Origin of the sequence: Zoogloea sp., assembly GCF_023150065.1 — a bacterium.
Lineage (GTDB): Bacteria > Pseudomonadota > Gammaproteobacteria > Burkholderiales > Rhodocyclaceae > Zoogloea.
Genome location: NZ_JAKLLN010000016.1, coordinates 69,501 through 92,229, shown reverse-complemented (window position 1 = coordinate 92,229; position 22,729 = coordinate 69,501). Strand labels below are relative to the sequence as shown.

Genomic DNA, 22,729 nt, shown 5'->3' with positions numbered 1-22,729 from the left:
TGACTCAATTTTGCAGTACGGAGAAGATGAAGATGCTCAAGTTCCCGATCTACCTCGATTACTCGGCAACCACGCCGGTGGACCCCCGCGTGGCCGAGAAGATGATTCCCTACCTGACGGAATTGTTCGGTAACCCGGCGTCGCGCAGCCACTCCTACGGCTGGACGGCGGAAAAGGCCGTGGAGGAAGCCCGCGAGGAAGTCGCGGCGCTGGTCAATGCCGACCCCAAGGAAATCATCTGGACCTCCGGCGCCACCGAATCCAACAACCTGGCCATCAAGGGTGCGGCGAACTTCTATTCCGGCAAGGGCAAGCACATCATCACCCTCAAGACCGAGCACAAGGCCGTGCTGGACACCGTGCGCGAACTGGAGCGCCAGGGCTTCGAGGCCACTTACCTCGACGTCCAGGAGAATGGCCTGCTTGACCTGAACGTGCTCAAGGCGGCGATCCGCCCTGACACCGTGGTGGTGTCGGTGATGTTCGTAAACAACGAAGTGGGTGTGGTCCAGCCGATCGCCGAGATTGGCGAGCTGTGCCGCGAGAAGGGCATCATCTTCCATGTGGATGCGGCCCAGGCCACCGGCAAGGTCGCCATCGACCTGAGTACCCTCAAGGTCGATCTGATGTCCTTCAGCGCCCACAAGACCTACGGGCCCAAGGGCATCGGTGCCCTCTACGTGCGTCGCAAGCCGCGTGTGCGCCTGGAAGCCCAGATGCACGGTGGCGGCCACGAGCGCGGTCTGCGCTCCGGCACCCTGGCGACCCATCAGATCGTCGGCATGGGTGAGGCCTTCCGGCTGGCACGCCTTGAAATGGCCGAGGAAAACGCGCGCGTGCTGGCCCTGCGCGACCGTCTGCTGGCGGGCCTGACCACCATCGAGGAAACCTTCGTCAATGGCGACATGGAGCACCGCGTGCCCCACAACCTCAACATCAGCTTCGCCTATGTTGAAGGCGAATCCCTGATCATGGCGATCAAGGACATCGCCGTGTCGAGCGGCTCGGCCTGCACCTCGGCCAGCCTGGAGCCGTCCTACGTGTTGCGCGCCCTCGGCCGCAACGACGAGCTGGCCCACAGCTCCATCCGTTTCACCATCGGCCGCTTCACGACGGTCGAGGAAGTCGATTACACCATTGACCTGCTGCAGCGCAAGATCGGCAAGCTCCGTGAGCTGTCTCCCCTGTGGGACATGTTCAAGGACGGCATTGATCTTGATACCGTGCAGTGGGCTGCGCACTGACAGGAGAACGAAGATGGCATATAGCGAAAAAGTTCTGGATCACTACGAGAATCCCCGCAACGTCGGCGCCTTCGGCAAGGAAGACGAGGACGTGGGCACCGGCATGGTCGGCGCGCCCGCCTGTGGCGACGTGATGAAGCTGCAGATCAAGGTCGGCAAGGATGGCGTCATCGAGGATGCCAAGTTCAAGACCTACGGCTGCGGCTCGGCTATCGCATCCAGCTCCCTGGTCACCGAGTGGGTGAAGGGCAAGACGCTGGATCAGGCGCTGGACATCAAGAACACCGCCATTGCCGAAGAGCTGGCCCTGCCGCCGGTCAAGATCCACTGCTCCATCCTGGCCGAGGACGCCATCAAGGCGGCGGTCGAGGATTACAAGAAAAAGCACAACGGCTGAAAGCGAGGCGATCATGGCAGTCACCCTGTCCGACAAGGCGGCAACCCACATCGGCAACTTCATCACCAAGCGCGGCAAGGGCGTGGGCATCCGCCTCGGCGTGCGTACCTCCGGGTGCTCGGGCATGGCCTACAAGCTGGAGTTTGCCGATGAGGTCCTGCCCGAGGACGTGGTTTTCGAGAGCCACGGATTGAAGGTCCTGATCGACCCGAAGAGCCTGCCTTACATGGATGGCACTGAGCTCGACTTCGTTCGCGAAGGGCTTAACGAGGGTTTCAAGTTCAACAACCCGAACGTGAAGGGTGAATGCGGCTGCGGCGAGAGTTTCACCGTCTGAGCTCAATGCCGGAGTTTTCGGTTCGCCTGTCCGTTCTGGCAGAGGGTTTCACATGCTTGATCTGAAGCAGGACTTCTTCGCACTTTTCGGGCTGCCGGTGGGGTTTTCGGTGGACATGGACCGGCTTGAGCAGGCTTACCTGGACATCCAGGGCAAAGTCCACCCCGACCGTTTCGCCCATCTGCCCGACGCGGACAAGCGCCTGTCGATGCAGTGGGCGACTCACGCCAATGAAGCCTTCCGCACCCTCAAGAGCCCCCTTGCAAGAGGGCAGTACCTGCTTGAACTGAAGGGCATCGATCCGGCGTTTGAGACCAACACCGCCATGTCGCCTGCGTTCCTGATGGAACAGATGGAATGGCGCGAGGCGCTCGGTGAGGCCCGCGAGGCTGCGGATGAAGAGGTGCTTGAAGACCTCGCCCGGCGCATCCGGCATTCCAATCGCAGCCTGATCGAGCAGCTGGCGGTGCAACTTGATGAGCAGGGTGATCTGGAGGCGGCGGCCGATACGGTGCGTCGCCTGAAGTTTCTTGAAAAGCTGCAACACGAAATCAATGACGCCTTGACGGCGCTGGAATCCTGATGGCTCTGCTGCAAATTTCTGAACCGGGGATGTCCACCGAGCCGCATCAGCACAGGCTCGCTGTGGGCATTGATCTCGGTACCACCAATTCGCTGGTGGCGACCGTCCGCAATGGCGTCGCCCTGTGTCTGCAGGATGAAGACGGCCGGATGCTGTTGTCTTCCGTGGTGCAATACCTCGCCGACGGGCAGATCGTCGTGGGCCGCAAGGCCCAGGCTGCCCAGGCTGTCGACCCCCGCAACACCATCGTGTCTGTGAAGCGTTTCATGGGCCGCGGGCTCAAGGATGTCTCCCATGTGGAGACCATGCCTTACGACTTTGTGGACGCCGAAGGCATGGTGCGCTTGCGCACCGTTCAGGGTGTGAAAAGCCCGGTGCAGGTGTCCGCTGAGATTCTCAAGGATCTGCGCGTGCGCGCCGAGCGGAGTCTGGGTGGCGAGCTGACCGGGGCCGTGATCACCGTGCCGGCCTATTTCGACGATGCCCAGCGCCAGGCCACCAAGGATGCGGCGCGCCTGTCTGGTCTCAACGTTCTGCGTCTGCTCAACGAGCCGACGGCCGCTGCGATCGCCTATGGCCTGGAGAATGCATCGGAAGGCATCTACGCGGTGTATGACCTCGGTGGCGGCACCTTCGACATCTCCGTGCTGCGTCTGTCGCGAGGGGTGTTCGAAGTGGTGGCGACCAACGGCGATGCATCGCTTGGGGGGGACGACTTCGATCATCGCCTGTTCTGCTGGATGCTCGACAACGCAGGTATTTCACTACCCTCTGACCGGGACGCCCGACGTCTGCTGATGAAGGCCCGGGAGGTCAAGGAGCGCCTGAGCCTTGACGAGACCGTGCCCGTCCGGATGACCCTAGAGAGTGGCGACGAGGTGGATCTGAGCATCGATCGCTCGGTGTTCGTGGACATCACCCGGCCCCTGGTCGCCAAGACACTGAAGCCGGTCAAGAAGGCCCTGCGTGATGCCGGGCTTGAGCCCGATCAGGTGAAGGGCGTGGTCATGGTAGGGGGCGCGACGCGCATGCCCCACGTGCAGCAGGCGGTCGGCGAGTTCTTCGGACAGACGCCGCTGACCAACCTCGATCCGGATACGGTCGTTGCCATCGGTGCCGCCATGCAGGCCAACGTGCTGGCAGGCAACCGGGCCACCGAAGATGAATGGCTGCTCCTCGACGTCATTCCCTTGTCCCTCGGCATCGAAACCATGGGCGGGCTGGTCGAGAAGATCATTCCCCGCAATGCCACCATTCCGACGGCCCGCGCCCAGGATTTCACCACCTTCAAGGACGGCCAGACTGCCATGTCCTTCCACGTGGTGCAGGGCGAGCGCGAGCTGGTCTCGGCCTGCCGCTCCCTGGCCCGCTTTGAGCTGCGCGGGATTCCGCCGATGGTGGCCGGCGCCGCACGAATCCGCGTCACCTTCCAGGTGGATGCCGACGGCCTGCTGTCGGTGGCAGCCCGGGAGCAGACCACCGGTGTCGAGGCCCGTGTGGAGGTCAAGCCGTCTTACGGGCTGGCCGACCACGAAATTGCCGACATGCTCAAGGCCGGCTTCGACAACGCCCGGGATGACATGGAGCTGCGCGGTCTGCGGGAGCAGCAGGTCGAGGCTGAAAGGGTCGTCGAAGCGACGGAAAGAGCCCTGGCGGCGGACGCCATGCTGCTGAATGAGACCGAGCGCGAGGCTCTGGATGCGGCGATTACGGCCCTGCGCACCGCCGCGCAAGGGCAGGATGCCCGCGCCATCAAGATCCAGCTTGAGGCCTTCAACCGTGCGTCCAACGAGTTCGCCTCGCGGCGTATGGACAAGAGTATCCGGGAGGCCCTGGCCGGTCACCGGATCGATGATCTTCGGATCTGAACCTGACACATCACCATGACTACTTTGATTGTGCTTCCCCATGTGGAGCTGTGCCCGGAAGGGGCCGTGATTGACGCCGAGCCGGGTCAGTCGGTCTGTGACGCCCTGCTGCTCAACGACATCCTCATCGACCACGCCTGCGAGAAGTCCTGTGCGTGCACGACCTGCCACGTGGTCGTGCGCGATGGGTTCAACAGCCTGGAGCCCGCCGAGGAGCTCGAGGAGGATCTGCTCGACAAGGCCTGGGGCCTGGAGCCGACATCGCGCCTGTCCTGTCAGGCCATCGTGGGTGAAACGTCGCTCACCGTCGAGATTCCCAAGTATTCGATCAACATGGTCAAGGAGGGCAAGCGGGGATGAAATGGACAGAAGTGCAGGAGATCGCGATCCAGTTGTCGGAGGCCTACCCCGATGTGGATCCCCTCAAGGTCAATTTCGTTGACTTGATGCAATGGACGATGGCCTTGCCGGAGTTTGACGACGATCCCAAGCATTGCGGGGAGCGCATCCTGGAAGGCATCCAGCAGGCGTGGATCGAGGAAGTGGCGTGACCAGGGCCATGCCGGACAACATCCTGGGCTTTGAAGCGAAGAGCCTGTCCGGCGCACCGATCCGTTTCGCCGATATGGCGGGGCGGGTCGTACTGATCGTGAATACGGCCAGCGAATGTGGCTTCACGTCCCAGTACGGGGGGCTTCAGGCCCTCCACGAAGCTTATGGGGAGCGTGGCCTGGTGGTGGTCGGCTTTCCGTGCAACCAGTTCGGCGGGCAGGAGCCCGGCGACGCGAGCCAGATTGCCGGCTTCTGCCGGCACAATTTTGGCGTCACCTTTCTGATGGGTGAGAAGGTGGACGTCAATGGCGAGGGGGCTCACCCCCTGTTTGCCTTCCTTACTGCGGCGTTGCCCGGGGTCTTGGGGAGTCACGCCGTCAAATGGAATTTCACCAAGTTCCTGATCGACAAGGCCGGTGTACCTGTGAGGCGCTATGCTCCGATGACGCCTCCCGGCGATCTGGGCAGGGACATCGAAGCACTGCTGTAGTCTTTCATCCGCTTACCGGGCTGTCGGATCCGAAGGCTCGTTGAGGGACAGCCAGTACAGGCCAAGCTGCCCCACGGCCTGAAGGAAGCGCTCGAAATCCACCGGTTTTCGGATATAGCTGTTTGCCCCCAGTCGATACGCTTCGAATATGTCCTGATGCTCTTTGGAGGTGGTCAGGACAACAACCGGCAGTAGCGCAGTGCGTTCGTCCGCCCGGATGCGGCGCAGCACTTCCAGGCCGTCTATCCGGGGCAGTTTCAGATCGAGCAACACGAAGGCCGGCATGATCGTGCTGTCCCGATTGGAGAACTGCCCGGTGCAGAAGAGGTAGTCCAGCGCCTCGACACCGTCCCGGGCCACGACCACCTGGTTGGCTATCTTGTTCTTGCTGAAAGCCCTGAGAGTCAGTGCTTCGTCATCGGGGTTGTCCTCAACGAGGAGGATGGGGCGATCGGTCGCCATAGAAGCTCCTTGATCTTGCTTTTGTGTTTTTGTTGATTACGGTGAATTTGGGGTCAATTTGGCAAATTTCTCCCAAGCAAGATCATAAGTACGGCCGGCTATGGAATTGGTGGACCGAGTTCGCATTTCAGGGTGCTTTTACAACAATTGACCCGCTTCCAGCATGAAGATCTTGTCGTCCCCACTCGGCCCTGACAGCCATGTCGGTGTCAAGTCAGGAAAGGTTTCTTCGACGATGTGGCGGTTATGGCCCACTTCAACGGCCAGAAGGCCCTCGGGCTTGAGGTAGCGGGGTGCATCGGCGAGCAGTTTGCGCACCAGATCCAGCCCGTCATCTCCCGATCCCAGCGCCAGGCCGGGTTCGTGCAGGTATTCGCTGGGCAGGGCATCCATGGCTTCCTGCGTCACGTAGGGCGGGTTGCTGAGGATGAAGTCGAAGCGCTGTTCCGGCACGGCCGAGAAGCCGTCGGACTGGATCAGGGTGATCCGGTCTTCGAGCCCGTAGGCGGCGATGTTCTCGCGAGCCACGTCGATGGCATCGGGGGAGATGTCCACCGCCACGATCTCCGCATTGGGGAAGGCGTGGGCCATCAGGATGGCCAGGCAGCCGGAGCCGGTACACATGTCCATGGCCGAGGTGACGGCTTCCGGATCCTGGATCCAGGGGCTGAAGCCGTCCTGGAGCAGCTCGGCAAAGAAGGACCGCGGGATGATGACCCGCGGGTCGACCTTGAAGCGGAAATCGCCCAGCCAGGCTTCGCCGGTGATGTAGGCGGCCGGCAGTCGATCCACCGCGCGCTTCTCGATGACTTCGTAGATGTCCCCGCGCTCATCGCCGGGAATGCAGGCGTCGAGGAAGGGCTCCAGGCGGTCCAGGGGCAGGGCCAGGGTGTGCAGGACGAGGTAGACGGCTTCGTCGTAGGCGTCCTGCAGGCCGTGTCCGTAGAAGCAGCCGGCGCGGTTGAAGCGGGTGACGGCGTAGCGGATCCAGTCGCGAACAGTGACGAGCTCGGCCATCGGGCCGTGCTCGTGTTCATGCTCATGTTCGTCGTCGTGTTCCAGGTGATCTTCGTGGGTCATGCTGGTTCCGGGGTGCTCAGCAGGTTTTCGAGGGTCCGGCGATAGATTGCCGACAGGGGTGCCACCGCGTCGATGGCGATGCACTCGTTGAGTTTGTGAATGCTTGCGTTAACGGGACCGAACTCGACGACCTGAGGGCAGATTTCGGCAATGAAGCGCCCGTCGGAGGTGCCGCCGGTGGTGGACAGTTCGGGCTTCAGCGCCAGGGTGTCGAATACGGCGGCCTCCATGGCGGCGACGAGGGTGCCGCGGGGGGTCAGGAAGGGCTTGCCGCCGAGGGTCCAGGCCAGGTCGTAGTCCAGGCCGTGTTTGTCGAGGATGGCGTGCACCTTCGACTTCAGATCATCGGCCGTATGCACGGTGGCAAAGCGGAAGTTGAACATGACTTCCAGAGCGCCCGGGATCACGTTGGTTGCGCCGGTGCCGGCCTTGATGTTGGACATCTGCCAGGAGGTGGGCGGGAAGTACTCGTTGCCCTGGTCCCAGGTCACGGACGCAAGCTCGGCCAGGGCCGGTGCGGCCAGATGGATCGGGTTGCGGGCCAGATGCGGGTAGGCGATGTGCCCCTGCACGCCCTTGACGGTGAGCTTGCCGGACAGGCTGCCACGACGCCCGTTCTTGATCATGTCGCCCAGGGTGTCCACCGAAGTGGGCTCGCCGACGATGCAGTAATCGAGGACTTCACCGCGCGCTTTGAGGGCTTCGACGACCAGGGTGGTGCCGTGGGTGGCATCGCCTTCTTCGTCCGAGGTGAGCAGCAGGGCGATGGAGCCGGCATGGTCCGGCTGGGCGGCGACGAAGTCTTCGATGGCGGTGACGAAGGCGGCCAGGGATGACTTCATGTCGGCGGCACCCCGGCCGAACAGCTGGCCGTCCCGCTCGGTGGGCACGAAGGGGTTGGAGATCCAGGCCTCGAGGGGGCCGGTGGGCACCACGTCGGTGTGGCCGGCAAAGACCACGAGGGGGCGAGCCGTGCCACGACGTGCCCACAGATTGCTCACGCCACCGCCGTCGATGCGCTCGCAGGTAAAGCCGAGGGGGGCGAGGCGGGCGCTGATGAGATCGAGGCAGCCGGCGTCTTCGGGCGTGACCGAGGGGCGTGCGATGAGTTCACAGGCCAGGGCCAGGGTGGGGTTCCCTGATGTTTGGGGTGCAGTCATGATTTTTTGTTGTCAGTCGTCGTCGAGTTCGAGGGTGAATTCGCGGAAGGACGCGCCATCCGGTTCGGTCTGCTCGAAGTCGATGGTGGACGGCGGGCGGCTGGATTTCTCGTTGCCGCCGTTGCCGAACTGGGCGTTGTTGATGAGCCAGGACAGGTTGGTGGGGGAGTCGGAGTTGGCCAGGGCCTCCTCGAGGGTGATGACCTTGTCCTTGAACAGGCGGAACAGGTCCTGCTCGAAGGTGCGGGAGCCCTGGGCCAGGCTTTGCTCCATGGCCTCACGAATCGCGGAGATTTCGCTGCGTTCGATCAGCTCGGCCACCTGGCGGGTGTTCAGCAGGATCTCGACCGCCGGAATCCGCCCGCCATCCGGCCGCTTGATCAGGCGCTGGGAGGCAATGCACTTCAGCGTGGCCGCCAGATCGAGGGACAGCAGGGCGCGTCCGTCGAGGGGGAAGAAGCTGAAAATCCGGTTGAGGGCGTGGTACGCGTTGTTGGCGTGCAGCGTGGCCAGGCACAGATGCCCGGTCTGGGCATAGGCGAGGGCGGCGCTCATGGTTTCCCGGTCGCGGATCTCGCCGATCAGGATGCAGTCGGGGGCCTGGCGCATGGCGCTGCGCAGCGCGTTCTGCCAGTCCAGGGTGTCGGCACCGATTTCGCGCTGATTGACGATCGACATCTTGTGCTTGAAAAGATATTCGATCGGGTCTTCGATGGTCAGGATGTGGCCGGAACGGTTTTCGTTACGGTGATCGAGCATCGACGCGATGGTGGTGGATTTCCCGGAGCCGGTTGCGCCGACGACCAGCACGAGCCCGCGCTTTTCCATGATGACCTCGGACAGCACCGGCGGCAGGCCGAGGGTTTCGAGGCGGGGGATCTCGCCGAGGATGTAGCGGACGACGATGGCGATGCTGTTGCGCTGCCAGAAGATGTTGACCCGGAAGTTGCCCATGTCCCGGCGGCCGAAGGAGAGGTTCATCTCCTTGAACTTCTCGAAGCGCTCAGTCTGCTCCGGGTTCATCATCTCGTAGGCCATGCGCTGGATCATCGTGGGATCCATGGCCTGCTGATTGATGGGCAGTGTGTTGCCGTCGATCTTGATGTGAATCGGGGTGCCGACGGTAATGAAGATGTCCGAGGCCTTTTTCTCGGCCATCAGCGCGAATAGCTTGTCGATGATCATCGGGCTGCCCGGAAGGGGAGGGGGGCCGCCGGAGTGGCGGCCCGCTGGGGTCGTCAGTCGCGCAGGAGTTCGTTGATGCTGGTCTTGGCGCGGGTCTGGGCGTCCACCTTCTTCACGATCACGGCGCAGTAAAGGCTGTACTTGCCGTCGGCGGAGGGCAGGTTGCCGCTCACCACCACGGAGCCGGCGGGGATGCGGCCGTAGTGGACTTCACCGGTGGCGCGGTCGTAGATCTTGGTGCTCTGGCCGATGTAAACGCCCATGGAGATGACGCAGTTGTCTTCCACGATGACGCCTTCAACGACTTCGGAGCGTGCGCCGATGAAGCAGTTGTCGCCGATGATGGTCGGGTTGGCCTGGAGGGGCTCGAGCACGCCGCCGATGCCGACGCCGCCGGAGAGGTGCACGTTCTTGCCGATCTGGGCACAGGAGCCGACGGTGGCCCAGGTGTCGACCATGGTGCCCTCATCGACGTAGGCGCCGATGTTGACATAGGAGGGCATCAGCACGACGCCCTTGCCGATGAAGCTGCCCTTGCGGGCCACGGCGTTGGGCACCACGCGGAAACCGCCGGCGGCGAAATCCTGGGGCGTGTAGTCGTCGAACTTGGTGGGCACCTTGTCGTAGTAACGGGTGCCGTTGTCGATGAGCTTGTTGTCGTGGGTGCGGAAGTACAGCAGCACGGCCTTCTTGATCCACTGGTGGGTGACCCACTCGCCGTTGATCTTTTCGGCAACGCGCAGCTTGCCCTGGTCCAGCTCTTCGATGACGTGTTCGATGATCTCGATCTGTTCCTTGGTGGCGCTGGCAGCCGACAGGTCGGTGCGGCGCTCCCACAGTTCTTCGATCTGCGGGACGAAGGGGTTCTCGTGGTGGGGCGTGATGTGCATTTGGACGCTCATGAGTTGTTCGATAGTTGTTGGGCGAAGGAGACGATGCGACGGGCTGCCTCGACGCACTCGGCCAGGTCGGCAACGAGGGCGATGCGCACGAAGCCGGCGCCGGGATTGACCCCGCGGGCTTCCCGCGCAAGGTAGCTGCCGGGCAGAACCGTCACATTATATTCGGCCTGAAGGCGGCGGGCGAACTCGGTGTCCGACAGGCCAAGGCGGTCTACCCGGGCCCATAGATAGAAGCCGGCGTCGGGAAGTTCCACCTCCAGGTGGGCGGCAATCATCGGGGTGATGACGGCGAACTTTTCCCGGTACTGGCGGCGGTTTTCGGCTACGTGGGCTTCGTCGCTCCAGGCTGCTGCGGAGGCGGCCTGCACCGACGGGCTCATGGCGCAGCCGTGGTAGGTGCGGTAGAGCAGGAATTTCTTGAGGATGGCCGCGTCGCCCGCCACGAAGCCGGAGCGCATGCCGGGGACGTTGGAGCGCTTGGACAGGCTGGAGAACATCACCACGTTGCGGAAATCGGTGCGGCCCAGGCGATGGGCGGCCTCAAGTCCGCCGATGGGCAGCTGGGTGTCGTCGAAGTAGATCTCGGAGTAGCACTCGTCGGCGGCGATCACGAAGCCGTAGCGGTCCGACAGGTCGAAGAGCTGCTTCCATTCATCCAGGGACAGCACCCGGCCGGTGGGGTTGCCGGGGGAGCAGACATACACCAGCTGCACGCGCTGCCAGTCGGCTTCCGGGACGGCGGCGAAGTCGGAGGCAAAACGGTCGTCCGGCAGGTTGTTGATGAAGTAGGGTTGGGCGCCGGCCAGGTAGGCGGCACCTTCGTAGATCTGATAGAACGGGTTCGGGCATATCACCAGCGCGTCGGGCCGGGAGCCGTCGATCACGCACTGGGCGAAGGCAAACAGCGCCTCCCGGGAGCCATTGACGGGCAGTACCTGGGTGGCTGCGTTGACTTTCGGCAGACCGTAGCGGCGCTCGAGCCAGCCGGCGATGGACTGCCGCAGGGCGTCGGAGCCCTGGGTGGTCGGGTAGTTGGCGAGGCCGCCGAGGTTATCCACCAGGGCCTGGCGGATGAAGCCGGGCGTCGCATGCTGGGGCTCGCCGATGGACAGGCGGATCGGCGACAGGTCGGCGGGGGGCGTGATGCCCTCGAAGAGGCTGCGCAGCTTCTCGAAAGGGTAGGGGTGGAGATCCTGGAGGTGCGGATTCACGTTCGGAAGGTGTCCTGTAATCGGCCCGGAGGGGGCGGAGGGTCAAGGCGCCGGCAGGCTGGGTGCGGGCGCAGCAGGTTGCTTGTCGCGAGCTGTCAGGGCGAAGGGCGGTTGCAGGCGGCCGCAACGGAGAGCAGTTCAGGTGCGACAGGTACAAAAGCGGCAAACAGGCGATTGAAACATGCCCGATGGCCGCTTTTTTTGCAGATGTTATTATAGCGGCCGTCGTTAATGTGGCGGTGCAGCATTGTTGCCGCAGATCCGCTCACCCAAGCCCTCTTTCATCCTGTCGATACGTGCGCCTGGCCAAACTCAAGCTCGCCGGTTTCAAGACCTTCGTAGACCCGACCACCGTGCTTACGCCCGGCAATCTGGTGGGTGTCGTCGGTCCGAACGGTTGCGGCAAGTCGAACATCATCGATGCCGTGCGCTGGGTGCTGGGCGAGTCGCGGGCCTCGGCCCTGCGCGGCGGTTCGATGCTGGACGTCATCTTCAATGGCTCCACCACGCGCAAGCCGGTGTCCCGGGCGAGCGTCGAGCTGGTGTTCGACAACGCGGAGGGCAGGGCTGCCGGCCAGTGGAAGCCTTATGCCGAGGTGGCCGTGAAGCGGGTGCTCGACCGCAGCGGCGAGTCCACGTATTACATCAACGGGGTGCAGGTCCGTCGCAAGGACGTGATCGATCTGTTCCTTGGCACCGGTCTTGGCCCGCGGGCCTACGCCATCATCGAGCAGGGCATGATCTCCCGCATCATCGAGGCCAAGCCTGAAGAGGTGCGGGGCTTTCTCGAGGAGGCCGCGGGGGTCACCAAGTACCGGGAGCGGCGCCGTGAAACCGAAGGGCGCTTGTCCGATGCCCGGGACAACCTGACCCGCCTCGAAGACATTCGCAATGAGCTCGGCCAGCAGATCGGCAAGCTCGAAACCCAGGCCGCCGTTGCCGAGAAATTCCGGCAGCTCAACGCCAGCCTGTCCGAGCGCCAGAATCTGCTGTGGCTGATGAAGCGCAACGAGGCGCGGGCCGAGCGCGCCCGTCTGTCGGAAGAGCTGGCCGAGGCGACCCGGCGCATCGAGGCGGACTCGACCCACCTGCAGCTGCTGGAAGGCCAGCTTGAAACCGCCCGCACTGCCCAGCTGGGTGCCAATGAAGGTGTGCAGCTGGCCCAGGAGGCGCTCTATGCGGTGAGCTCCGAACTGACCCGTCTGGAGGGCGAGCTGGCCCGTCTGCGGGATAGTCGGCGCATCCTGGAAAGCCGGCTGGCCCAGCTCGAACGTGATGATGCCCAGTGGCGCAGTCAGCTCGACACCCTGGCCGCGGACGGCGAGCGCTGGAATGGTTTGCTCGAGCACGCCGCCATCCGGGCCGAGCAGGCCGAGGCCCGGCACGGGGAAGTCGGAGAACGTCTGCCCGAAGCGGAGGAGGCCTTGCGCAGCGCCGATGCGGCGGCGGCGGCGGTGCGGCGTGAGCTCAACCACGCCGAACAGCAGATCCGGGTTGAAGAGGCCCACCGGGTGAGCAGCGAGCGCACCCTCGAGGCTCTGTCCCAGCGCCGCGCACGTCTGCAGCAGGAGCAGTCGGCCGTGCAGGCGCCGGATCTGCGCCAGGTGGCCGAGCGTGAGGCGATGCTCGAAGAGGTCGAGGACAGCCTGGCCCGCAGTCAGTCCGAACTGGGCGAGCTCAACGGGCAGGTGCCCGCCGCTCAGCAGGCCCTCAAGCATGCCATGGAGGCCGAGCGTCAGGCCCAGCGCCGGGCCACCGAACTGCGGGCGCGCCGCGAGGCCCTGGTTCAGCTGCAAAGCAAGGTGCAGGCGCAGGGGCAGTTGGGTGACTGGCTCAAGCGCCATCACCTGGATGCACTGACGCCCCTGTGGCAGCGCCTGCGTGTCGAAGCTGGCTGGGAGCTGGCAGTCGAGGCGGTGCTGCGCGAGCGGCTCGCGGCCTTGCCGGCGGTGGACGGCCAGGCTGCCCTGGCGGCCCTGGCCGACAAGGTGCCGGGGGCGGTGGCTTTTCTGCTGCCGGGGGGCATCCCTTGCGCGGGTGTGGTTGAGGGGCCTGCAGGTACCCGTCCGCTGAGCGCCCTGGTGGATGCCGATCCGGATCTCGCTGAAACCCTGGATGCCTGGCTCGGCCGGGCCTTTGTTGTTGACGATCTGGCGGAATGGCTGCCCCGGCGCAGTGAACTGCCCGTCGGCACGGTGCTGGTGTCGCGGGAGGGGCGGCTCCTTGATCGATACGCCCTCAGTCACTATGCACCTGACTCCCGCACCCACGGTGTCATCGAGCGTCAGCGCGAGATCGAGCATCTGAGTGCCGAGGTGCAGGCTGCCCAGGATGAGGCGGCCCTGGCCCACGCTGCGGTAGGGGAGTCGGAGGCCCTGGCCAGCCGTCTGCAGGAGTCCATCGCCAGCCTGCGCCGCGATGCCCAGGCCCTGCAGGCGCGTGTTCATGCGGAGCAGGTCGAGGTGCTCAAGCTCAATCAGGCCCGGATGCGCTATGAAGAGCGCTGTGGCCAGATCGACCGGGACCTGGGCGAGATCGCCCATGGCGAACAGGCCGAGCGCGACCGTCTGATGCGCTCCGAGACCGAGCTGGAGCGCAGCCGCGAGATGGCCGAGCTGCAGCGCGGCCGCCTGGATGCGGCCGAGTCGGTGCGGCGCGAGCGGGACAGTGCCCTGCGTGAGACCCGCGCCCTGGAACAGGCCCTGGCGCGGGAGCTGCAGGAGGCTCGTCACTCGGAGCGGGAGTGCCGCAGCAAGCTCGAAGATCTCGATCGCAACCGGGCGCTGGCTGCCGAGCAGCTGGCGCGCATCGCCGACGAACTGGTGGAGCGCCGCGAGTCCCTGCTCGAGATCGACGAGGTGTCGGTGGCCGCCGCCCTGCAGGACTCCGTTGCCCAGCGGACGGTGCGTGAAACCGCGCTTGCCGCGTGCCGGAATACCCTGGAGGAGGCCAACGCCGGCCTGCGCGCACTGGAAGAGGAGCGGCAGCGCACCGAACATGCCGCTGCGCCCCAGCGGGAGCGTGTGGCCGATCTGCGCCTGCGGGTGCAGGCCGCCGAGATGGCCGAAGGGCAGCACGCGGCACGCCTTGAGGAGGCTCAGGCCGATGAAGCCGTGCTGTCCCCGCTGCTCACCCCCGATCTGCGTGAAGGGTCGCTGCAGCGCGAAGTGGCTCGCCTGGGCCGGGAGATCGCCGAGCTTGGGCCGGTCAATCTTGCGGCCCTGGATGAACTGAAGGCGGCCTCCGAGCGCAAGTCCTATCTGGACGCTCAGACCGATGACCTTCTTGGGGCGATCGAAACCCTGGAGGATGCGATACGGCGCATCGACAGGGAGACCCGGGAGCAGCTGCAGGAGACGTACAATACGGTCAATCGCCATTTCGGCAGCTTGTTCCCCATGCTGTTCGGAGGGGGCGAAGCGCGGCTGGTGCTGACTGGCGACGAGATCCTCGATGCAGGCATCTCCATCGTCGCCCAGCCGCCGGGCAAGAAAAACAGCTCGATCCAGCTGCTTTCGGGCGGCGAAAAGGCCCTGACGGCGATTGCTCTGGTATTTTCCATGTTCCAGCTCAATCCTGCGCCTTTCTGCATGCTGGACGAGGTCGACGCACCCCTGGATGACTCGAATACCGAGCGTTACTGCCAGATGGTCAAGCGCATGTCGTCGCAGACCCAGTTCGTGTTCATCAGCCATAGCAAGATCACCATGGAGATCGCGCAGCAGCTGGTGGGGGTCACGATGCAGGAGCAGGGGGTGTCGAGAGTGGTGGAAGTGGATATCGAGGAAGCGCTGCGGCTGGCCGAAGCCAGCGCAGCCTGACCGGGAAACAAGGGAAATCGATGGCAATCAGTGAGTTGCAAATGGGTCTGGTGGGTGTTGGCGGCGCGGTGGTCGTCGGCATCTTTGCGTTCAACAAGTGGCAGGAGCGCAAGCAGCGCAAGGCCCTGGAGCCCCTGGTCCCACCCAGTGCCCAGGAGCCCGTGCTCAGCGAGTTGCCAGCCGGCGTGGGCTCCACCGAAAGGGTCGAGCCGGTGATCAGCGTCGACGCGCCAGCCCGAGTCCAGCCCAGTGCCAAGACTGTCAAGGATGCCAGTGCCCGCCGGGTGCCGCCGCTGCTGCCCCCCGAGGTGGACGAGCGGGCCGACTGGGTGGTGCGTGTCGAATCCATCGAGCCCGTGGTTGCGGGACGCCTGTGGCAGGCCGCCTCCGAGCAGCTCCAGGGCATCACCAAGCCGGTGCGCTGGTTCGGCTTTTCCGATTCCGACAACCGCTGGGAGGCCGTGGGCCCGAACAGCGGCAGCAGCTACCACTGGATCTGCGTGGCCTTGCAGCTGGTGGATCGCCGGGGCGCGGCCGGCGATGCCGACCTGGCCCTGGTGAGTGACGGCCTGCAGCGCATGTGCGACATCTTCATGGCCATCCCGTCGCTGCCGGCCAAGGGTGAAGCCCTGGCCCAGGCTGCCGAGCTGGACCGTTTCTGTGCCGGTGTGGATATCCAGATCGGCGTCAACGTGGTGGCCCGGGAGCACGCTTTCGCCGGAACCAAGCTGCGCGGCCTGGCCGAGGCGGCCGGCCTTGAGCTGCTGGAAGATGGCTGTTTCCATGCCCGTGACGAGCAGGGCATCAGCCAGTTTGTGCTGGGCAATCTCGAGCCGTCCCTGTTTGTGGCCGAGGACATGCGCGGGCTCACCACCCAGGGCGTGACCCTGACCCTGGACGTGCCCCGGGTGGCCGACGGCGTGAGGGTCTTCGAGCGCATGATGGCGGTGGCCCAGCAGCTCGCGGAAGCCCTCAACGGCGCCGTGGTGGACGACAACCGTTCGCCCTTCGGTGACAAGGCCGTTGGCCTTATCCGGGCGCAGATCGAGCAGTTCCAGGGGCAGATGGTCGAGTACGGCATTGCCCCCGGCTCTGCCCTGGCGCGCCGCCTGTTCTCCTGATCTGCGTTTTTCATGATGGCAAGTGATGAAGCGTACGCGCGGGCGGCGGCCCTGCGTGCGGAGCTGGAGCGGCACGAGCACGCCTATTACGTGCTTGCTGCGCCGACCATCCCCGACGCCGAATTCGACCGGCTTTTTCAGGAGCTGCAGGCCCTTGAAGCCGCTCATCCCGAGCTGCTGACCCCGAATTCACCGACGACCCGGGTGGGAGGGCGCCCTTCGCCCGAGCTGGCGGCAGTGGCGCATGCCGTGCCGATGCTGTCCATCCACACCGAGACCGATACGACCGACCAGGGTGCCGTCAGCTTTGATGGCCGGGTGCGCCGGGCTCTGGGTCTGGATGAGTCGGCACCACCCGTCACCTATGCGGCTGAGCTCAAGTTCGACGGGCTGGCCATCAATCTGCGCTATGAGAGCGGTGTGCTGGTTCAGGCGGCAACCCGGGGCGACGGCAGTACCGGTGAGGAGGTGACCGCCAACGTGCGTACCCTGCGCCGGATTCCCCTGCGCCTGCAGGGGGATGCCCCGCCGGTGCTGGAGGTGCGCGGCGAGATCTACATGCGCCGGGATGACTTCCAGCGCCTCAATGCCAGCCAGGAGGCGGCCGGGCAGAAGGTCTTCGTCAATCCGCGCAATGCCGCTGCGGGGAGTCTGCGCCAGCTTGATCCCGGCATCACCGCCAGGCGCCCCCTGTCCTTCTTTGCCTATGGGCTGGGAGAGGTGCAGGGATGGACGATGCCGGCAACCCACACCGGGGTGCTGGATGCCCTGGCGGCGTTTGGCCTGCCGGTGTGCGAGCACCGCCGGCGCGCCGACGGCCCGGAGGGGCTGGCCCAGTTCCATCGGGACATGGCCGCCCTGCGTGAGTCGCTGCCCTTCGACATCGATGGGGTGGTGTACAAGGTGGATCGCCTCGATCTGCAGCAGTCCCTTGGTTTTGTTTCCCGCGAACCCCGCTGGGCGGTGGCCCACAAGTATCCCGCCGAGGAGGTGGCCACCCGCCTGCTGGACATTGATGTGCAGGTGGGGCGTACCGGCGCACTGACCCCGGTGGCCCGCCTGGAGCCGGTGTTCGTCGGTGGCGTGACGGTAACCAACGCCACCCTGCACAACCAGGGGGAGATCGATCGCAAGGACGTGCGGATCGGTGACTGGGTGATCGTGCGTCGTGCCGGCGACGTGATTCCGGAAGTGGTGGGGCCCATTGCCGAGCGGCGTGAGGTCGAGCTGCCGCGCTATGACCTCCTCGAGGCGGTCGGCCATGTTTGCCCTGAATGCGGCTCCCATGTGGTGCGGGGCGAGGACGAGGCGGTGGCCCGCTGTACCGGCGGGTTGTTCTGCCCGGCCCAGTGCAAGCAGGCGCTGCTCCATTTTGCCAGCCGTCGGGCGGTGGACGTGGATGGTCTGGGCGATCAGATCGTCAATCAGCTGGTCAGCGCCGGCATCGTGCGCACACCAGCGGATCTTTACGATTCTGCGCGGGTGAACCAGGAGGTGCTGGCGGGTCTGGAGCGGATGGGTGAGAAGTCGGCGATCAATCTGCTGGCGGCCATCGACAAGAGCCGGGATACCTCCCTGGCGCGCTTCATCTTCGGTCTCGGCATGCGCAACGTGGGTGAGACCACGGCCAAGGATCTGGCACGGCATTTCGGCAAGCTGAATCTGTTCCTCAAGGCGAAGGAGGAGGCCCTGCTGGAAGTGCCTGACGTGGGGCCCGTGGTGGCCCACTGCATCCTGGATTTCCTGGCCGAGCCCCATAACCTAAATGTCATTTCGGCGCTACAGGAGGTCATGCACTGGCCGGAGACCGAGCCGGCTGCCCGCCCGCAGGCGGGCGCCCTGAGCGGGAAGAAGGTGGTGCTTACCGGCACCCTGCCCAGCCTCAGCCGGGATGAGGCCACCGCCCTGGTGGAGGCTGCCGGAGGCAAGGTAGCCGGGTCGGTGTCGAAGAAGACGGATTACGTGGTGGCCGGCAGCGACGCGGGCAGCAAGCTCGAAAAGGCGCAACAGCTGGGTGTCACCATACTGGACGAGGACGGGCTGCGTCGCTTGTTGGAACCGGCCGGGGCGGATGCGCCAGACGGCCAGGGAATGTTATTCGGAGAGTGATGATGAAGAAGGTGACGAAGGCGGTGTTTCCCGTGGCGGGCCTGGGGAGCCGTTTTCTGCCGGCGACCAAGGCCAGCCCCAAGGAGATGATGCCGATCGTGGACAAGCCGCTGATCCAGTACGCGGTCGAGGAAGCCGTGGCGGCGGGCATGACGGATCTGGTGTTCATCACCGGGCGCTCCAAGCGGGCCATCGAAGATCATTTCGACAAGGCCTATGAGCTCGAGACCGAGCTGGAGATGCGCGGAAAGGCGGAGCTCCTGAAGATCGTGCGCGATACCGTGCCGTCTCACGTCAATTGCATCTACATCCGCCAGGCCGAGGCGCTCGGCCTTGGGCATGCGGTGCTGTGTGCCGCGCCGGTGGTGGGGGATGAGCCCTTCGCCGTGCTGCTGGCTGACGATCTGCTGGATTCCCTGGGTGAGTCGCCGGTGATGCGGCAGATGGCCGAGGTCTACAACTACCATCGCTGCTCCGTGCTGGGTGTGATGAATGTGCCCCGCGAGCAGACCCGTCAGTACGGCATTGTCAGCACCGAGCGTGATAGCGGTGAGATCCAGCGGGTGTGCGGGATTGTCGAGAAGCCGAAGCCTGACGAGGCGCCGTCCACCCAGGCGGTGATCGGCCGCTACATCCTGACGGGACGCATTTTCGAGCATCTGCGTCAGCTCAAGCCGGGGGCGGGCGGCGAACTTCAGCTCACCGATGCCATCGCTTCATTGCTCAAGGAGGAGGCGGTGCTGGCCTATCAGTTCCGTGGCGTGCGCTATGACTGCGGGTCCAAGCTGGGTTACCTGCGGGCAACCGTTGAGCTGGGATTGAAGCACCCGGAAGTCGGGGCGGAATTTGCGGCCTTCCTGGCTGCGCGGACTTGATCCGACAGCCTGTCTGAGTCCCGTGTTCAGGCGGGGCGGCCAATAAAAAGCGCGGCTCGATGGCCGCGCTTTTTATTGGCTGGGCCGGGTTGCCCCGGCCTGGCTTCAGGCGATCATGCTTCTTCGCGGGCGGCACGCTTGCGGTCGTGCTCCTTGAGGAAGCGCTTGCGCAGACGGATGCTCTTGGGGGTGATCTCGACGATCTCGTCATCGGCGATGAATTCGATGGCGGATTCGAGGGTCAGCTGGATCGGGTTGATCAGGCGCACGGCTTCGTCGGTGCCGGAGGCGCGCACGTTGGTCAGCTGCTTGCCCTTGATCGGGTTCACCACCAGGTCGTTGTCGCGGGTGTGGATGCCGATGATCATGCCTTCGTACAGCGCATCGCCCGGGCTCACGAACATGCGGCCGCGATCCTGCAGGTTCCACAGGGCGTAGGCCACGGCCTCGCCGTCGTTCTGGGAAATCAGCACGCCGTTGCGACGTTCGGCCAGGGTGCCGCCCATCGGACCGTAGTCGTCGAACACGTGGCTGGCCAGACCGGTACCGCGGGTCATGGTCAGGAATTCGCCCTGGAAGCCGATCAGGCCGCGGGCCGGGATGCGGTACTCGAGGCGCACGCGGCCCTTGCCGTCCGGGGCCATGTCCTGCAGCTCGCCACGGCGGCGGCCGAGTTCTTCCATCACGCCGCCCTGGTGCTCTTCTTCCACGTCGACGGTCAGCATTTCGTAAGGCTCGCACTTGACGCCGTCGATGTCCTTGAACACCACGCGGGGGCGGCCCACAGCCATTTCGTAGCCTTCCCGACGCATGTTCTCGAGCAGGATGGTCAGGTGCAGTTCGCCGCGGCCGGAGACTTCGAAGGTGTCGGAGTCGTTGGTGAAGTTGACGCGCAGGGCGACGTTCTTCAGCAGTTCCTTCTCGAGACGCTCACGGATCTGGCGGCTGGTGACGAACTTGCCTTCACGGCCGGCCAGGGGGGAGGAGTTGACCATGAAGTTCATGGTCAGGGTGGGCTCGTCCACCGCGATGGGGGTCATGCCTTCGAGACACTCGGGGTCGCAAAGGGTCACGCCGATGTTGACCTGCTGGATGCCGGCCACCAGCACGATGTCGCCGGCTTCCGCGACTTCGGCGGGGGAGCGCTCGAGGCCCTTGAAGGTCAGGATCTGGCTGACCTTGCCCTTGCCGCGGTTCTCGTCGCCGTACATCACGATGAGTTCCTGGTTGGGCTTGATGCGGCCACGCTTGATGCGGCCGATACCGATCTGGCCCATGTAGGTGGAATAGTCCAGGGAGCAGATCTGCATCTGCAGCGGGCCTTCGGCGTCCACTTCGGGCGCCGGAACGTGCTTGAGGATGGCATCGAACAGCGGGCGCATGTCGGTGCGCTCGTCTTCGAGGTTCTCCATCGCGAAGCCGTTGAGGCCGGAGGCGTAGATGATGGGGAAGTCGAGCTGCTCGTCGGTGGCGCCGAGTTTGTCGAAGAGGTCGAAGGTGTGGTTGATGACCCAGTCGGGGCGGGCGCCCGGACGGTCGATCTTGTTGATCACGACGATGGGCTTGAGACCGAGGGCCAGGGCCTTGCGGGTCACGAAGCGGGTCTGGGGCATGGGGCCTTCAACAGAGTCGACCAGCAGCAGCACGCTGTCGACCATGGACAGCACGCGCTCGACCTCACCGCCGAAGTCGGCGTGGCCCGGGGTGTCTACGATGTTGATGTGGGTGTCGCCGTACTGGATCGCACAGTTCTTCGAGAGGATCGTGATGCCCCGTTCCTTTTCGATGTCGTTGCTGTCCATCACCCGCTCGGTGACCTGCTGGTTTTCACGGAAGGTGCCGGACTGGCGCAGGAGCTGGTCGACGAGGGTGGTCTTGCCGTGGTCAACGTGGGCGATGATGGCAATGTTTCGAATGGCGCGGGACATGGGGTTGGATACCGGAAGTACTTGTAAACCCAAAATTTTAGCACGTCTTTGCGCATCGCAGCATGGGCGGGCGGTGTTGGCCCCCGTGCTAAGATTCGCGCCTGATACGTTTTAATGGAGGTGCCGGACATGCTGGCAATCATCGGCGGCAGCGGCCTTACCCAGCTTGCATCCCTTGACCTGATTCGTCGGGAGGTGGTGCGGACGCCCTACGGCGAGCCTTCCGGTGCGCTCACGTTCGGACGCCTGTGTCACAAGCCGGTGGTTTTTCTGGCGCGGCATGGATACGGGCACACCATTCCGCCCCATCGGGTGAATTACCAGGCGAACCTGTGGGCCCTGCATCAGGCCAAGGTGGATGCCATCATCTCGGTGGCTTCGGTGGGGGGCATTCGCGCCGATCTGTGCCCGGGCTCCCTGGTCGTTCCGAACCAGATCATCGATTACACCTGGGGGCGCAAGAGCACCTTCCACGAGAACTCCGAAGAGGCGGTGGTGCATATCGATTTCACCGAGCCCTATGATCTTGCCTTGCGGCAGCGGATTCTCGCAGCCGCGGCGGCGGCCGGCGAGCAGGTGGCTGACGGGGCAGTGTATGGGGCGACCCAGGGCCCCCGGCTGGAAACGGCGGCAGAGATCAATCGCCTGGAGCGGGATGGTTGCGATGTGGTGGGCATGACCGGCATGCCGGAGGCTGCGCTGGCCCGTGAGCTGGGCATTCCGTATGCCGCGATCAACGTGATTGCCAACTTTGCCGCGGGGCGTGCAAGCAGCGCGTCGGGAATCTGTTTCGACAGCATCGACACCGTGCTTCGGGAGGCGATGGGGCGGGTGCGTCACGTACTCGACCACATCTGCGAGGCATGATCCGCGCCGTCTTGCGCATGGGCGATGCGCGTCTGCTTCGACGTGCGGTGCCGGTGCAGGCCTTTGGTACGCCTGAGCTGGCGGCCCTGATCCAGGACATGCGCGACACCATGGCGTACCTGAACGGAGCGGGCCTGGCAGCGCCGCAGATCGGCGTTGACCTGCGTGTGGTGATCTTTGGCGGAGGCCCTAGCCCCCGCTACCCCGATGCATCCGCGGTGCCCGATACGGTGCTGATCAATCCGGAGCTGACGCCCCAGAGTGAGGAGGAGGAAGGGGGCTGGGAGGGCTGTCTCTCCGTGCCCGGCCTCAGGGGTTGGGTGCCGCGCTGGACGTCCTTGCGCTATACCGGCTTTGACGAGCACGGTCAGCTGATCGATCGTCTCGCCACCGGCTTTCATGCCCGGGTGGTGCAGCACGAGTGCGACCACCTGGACGGTGTCCTGTACCCCATGCGCGTCCGGGACTTCTCCCGCTTCGGCTATACCGATGTGCTCTTTCCGGATGGGGCGGTGGCCGCCGACGACTGATTGCCGG

21 protein-coding genes are annotated in these 22,729 nt (G+C 64.6%); 14 read left to right on the top strand and 7 right to left on the bottom strand.

Translation table 11 applies throughout. The features are described 5' to 3' along the window. Nucleotides 1-32 precede the first annotated feature (32 nt). From L6Q67_RS16960 to L6Q67_RS16925, 8 genes are read left to right on the top strand one after another with little or no spacing between them, the layout of a single operon-like run. Nucleotides 33-1,244 (top strand): IscS subfamily cysteine desulfurase, encoded by a 1,212-nt coding sequence (locus tag L6Q67_RS16960; protein ID WP_296572142.1) that lies wholly within the window; start codon nt 33-35, stop codon nt 1,242-1,244. Nucleotides 1,245-1,257: 13 nt separating this feature from the next. After that, nucleotides 1,258-1,641 (top strand): Fe-S cluster assembly scaffold IscU, encoded by a 384-nt coding sequence (gene iscU / locus L6Q67_RS16955; protein ID WP_296572044.1) that lies wholly within the window; start codon nt 1,258-1,260, stop codon nt 1,639-1,641. Nucleotides 1,642-1,654: 13 nt separating this feature from the next. Beyond that, the gene (gene iscA, locus L6Q67_RS16950; RefSeq protein ID WP_296572041.1) at nt 1,655-1,978 is read left to right on the top strand and encodes an iron-sulfur cluster assembly protein IscA; all 324 of its coding nucleotides are present in this window, start codon (nt 1,655-1,657) and stop codon (nt 1,976-1,978) included. A 52-nt stretch (nt 1,979-2,030) separates the two neighbouring features. Further along, the gene (gene hscB, locus L6Q67_RS16945; protein ID WP_296572038.1) at nt 2,031-2,561 is read left to right on the top strand and encodes a Fe-S protein assembly co-chaperone HscB; all 531 of its coding nucleotides are present in this window, start codon (nt 2,031-2,033) and stop codon (nt 2,559-2,561) included. Then, on the top strand, nt 2,561-4,429 hold the full coding sequence (gene hscA, locus L6Q67_RS16940; protein WP_296572035.1) for a Fe-S protein assembly chaperone HscA: 1,869 nt from the start codon (nt 2,561-2,563) through the stop codon (nt 4,427-4,429). The genes hscB and hscA overlap by 1 nt, the downstream gene beginning before the upstream one ends. Nucleotides 4,430-4,444: 15 nt before the next feature. After that, nucleotides 4,445-4,789: an ISC system 2Fe-2S type ferredoxin gene (fdx, locus tag L6Q67_RS16935; RefSeq protein ID WP_296572032.1), complete on the top strand. Its 345-nt coding sequence runs from the start codon at nt 4,445-4,447 to the stop codon at nt 4,787-4,789. Beyond that, nucleotides 4,786-4,980 (top strand): Fe-S cluster assembly protein IscX, encoded by a 195-nt coding sequence (gene iscX, locus L6Q67_RS16930; protein ID WP_296572028.1) that lies wholly within the window; start codon nt 4,786-4,788, stop codon nt 4,978-4,980. Before fdx ends, iscX begins: the two co-directional genes overlap by 4 nt. Continuing rightward, nucleotides 4,977-5,471 (top strand): glutathione peroxidase, encoded by a 495-nt coding sequence (locus L6Q67_RS16925; protein WP_296572025.1) that lies wholly within the window; start codon nt 4,977-4,979, stop codon nt 5,469-5,471. Before iscX ends, L6Q67_RS16925 begins: the two co-directional genes overlap by 4 nt. A gap of 12 nt (nt 5,472-5,483) precedes the next feature. Here the strand turns inward: L6Q67_RS16925 and L6Q67_RS16920 are convergent, their stop codons facing one another. The 6 genes from L6Q67_RS16920 to dapC form a co-directional block, all read right to left on the bottom strand. Continuing rightward, a complete protein-coding gene (locus L6Q67_RS16920) occupies nt 5,484-5,933 on the bottom strand; it encodes a response regulator (protein ID WP_296572022.1) in 450 nt (149 codons plus the stop codon). A gap of 138 nt (nt 5,934-6,071) precedes the next feature. Next, nucleotides 6,072-7,013: a 50S ribosomal protein L3 N(5)-glutamine methyltransferase gene (gene prmB / locus L6Q67_RS16915; RefSeq protein WP_296572020.1), complete on the bottom strand. Its 942-nt coding sequence runs from the start codon at nt 7,011-7,013 to the stop codon at nt 6,072-6,074. After that, nucleotides 7,010-8,173: a succinyl-diaminopimelate desuccinylase gene (gene dapE, locus L6Q67_RS16910; RefSeq protein ID WP_296572017.1), complete on the bottom strand. Its 1,164-nt coding sequence runs from the start codon at nt 8,171-8,173 to the stop codon at nt 7,010-7,012. Before dapE ends, prmB begins: the two co-directional genes overlap by 4 nt. Nucleotides 8,174-8,185: 12 nt before the next feature. Next, complete coding sequence (locus L6Q67_RS16905) at nt 8,186-9,358, bottom strand: PilT/PilU family type 4a pilus ATPase (RefSeq protein WP_296572014.1); 1,173 nt, start codon at nt 9,356-9,358, stop codon at nt 8,186-8,188. 53 nt (nt 9,359-9,411) lie between these two features. After that, nucleotides 9,412-10,260, bottom strand: coding sequence for a 2,3,4,5-tetrahydropyridine-2,6-dicarboxylate N-succinyltransferase (gene dapD, locus L6Q67_RS16900; RefSeq protein WP_296572013.1), 849 nt, complete (start codon nt 10,258-10,260; stop codon nt 9,412-9,414). After that, the gene (gene dapC / locus L6Q67_RS16895) at nt 10,257-11,471 is read right to left on the bottom strand and encodes a succinyldiaminopimelate transaminase (protein WP_296572009.1); all 1,215 of its coding nucleotides are present in this window, start codon (nt 11,469-11,471) and stop codon (nt 10,257-10,259) included. The genes dapD and dapC overlap by 4 nt, the downstream gene beginning before the upstream one ends. Before the next feature lie 296 nt (nt 11,472-11,767). Between dapC and smc the strand changes: the two genes are divergently transcribed. The 4 genes from smc to galU are packed head-to-tail and all read left to right on the top strand — an operon-like array spanning nt 11,768 to nt 19,397. Then, on the top strand, nt 11,768-15,292 hold the full coding sequence (gene smc, locus L6Q67_RS16890; RefSeq protein WP_296572006.1) for a chromosome segregation protein SMC: 3,525 nt from the start codon (nt 11,768-11,770) through the stop codon (nt 15,290-15,292). 41 nt (nt 15,293-15,333) lie between these two features. Beyond that, nucleotides 15,334-16,413, top strand: coding sequence for a cell division protein ZipA C-terminal FtsZ-binding domain-containing protein (locus L6Q67_RS16885; RefSeq protein ID WP_296572003.1), 1,080 nt, complete (start codon nt 15,334-15,336; stop codon nt 16,411-16,413). Nucleotides 16,414-16,425: 12 nt separating this feature from the next. Beyond that, a complete protein-coding gene (gene ligA, locus L6Q67_RS16880) occupies nt 16,426-18,522 on the top strand; it encodes an NAD-dependent DNA ligase LigA (RefSeq protein WP_296571999.1) in 2,097 nt (698 codons plus the stop codon). 2 nt (nt 18,523-18,524) lie between these two features. Next, on the top strand, nt 18,525-19,397 hold the full coding sequence (gene galU / locus L6Q67_RS16875; protein WP_296571998.1) for a UTP--glucose-1-phosphate uridylyltransferase GalU: 873 nt from the start codon (nt 18,525-18,527) through the stop codon (nt 19,395-19,397). Between the two features lie 113 nt (nt 19,398-19,510). On the opposite strand, the gene typA is transcribed toward galU, so the two are convergent. Beyond that, nucleotides 19,511-21,325: a translational GTPase TypA gene (gene typA, locus L6Q67_RS16870; protein WP_296571996.1), complete on the bottom strand. Its 1,815-nt coding sequence runs from the start codon at nt 21,323-21,325 to the stop codon at nt 19,511-19,513. 129 nt (nt 21,326-21,454) lie between these two features. Between typA and L6Q67_RS16865 the strand changes: the two genes are divergently transcribed. Both L6Q67_RS16865 and def read left to right on the top strand, forming a co-directional pair. Next, complete coding sequence (locus L6Q67_RS16865; protein ID WP_296571993.1) at nt 21,455-22,192, top strand: S-methyl-5'-thioinosine phosphorylase; 738 nt, start codon at nt 21,455-21,457, stop codon at nt 22,190-22,192. After that, nucleotides 22,189-22,722 carry a peptide deformylase gene (gene def / locus L6Q67_RS16860; protein WP_296571990.1) on the top strand — a complete coding sequence of 178 codons (534 nt, stop codon included), beginning with the start codon at nt 22,189-22,191 and terminating at the stop codon, nt 22,720-22,722. Before L6Q67_RS16865 ends, def begins: the two co-directional genes overlap by 4 nt. Nucleotides 22,723-22,729 lie beyond the last annotated feature (7 nt).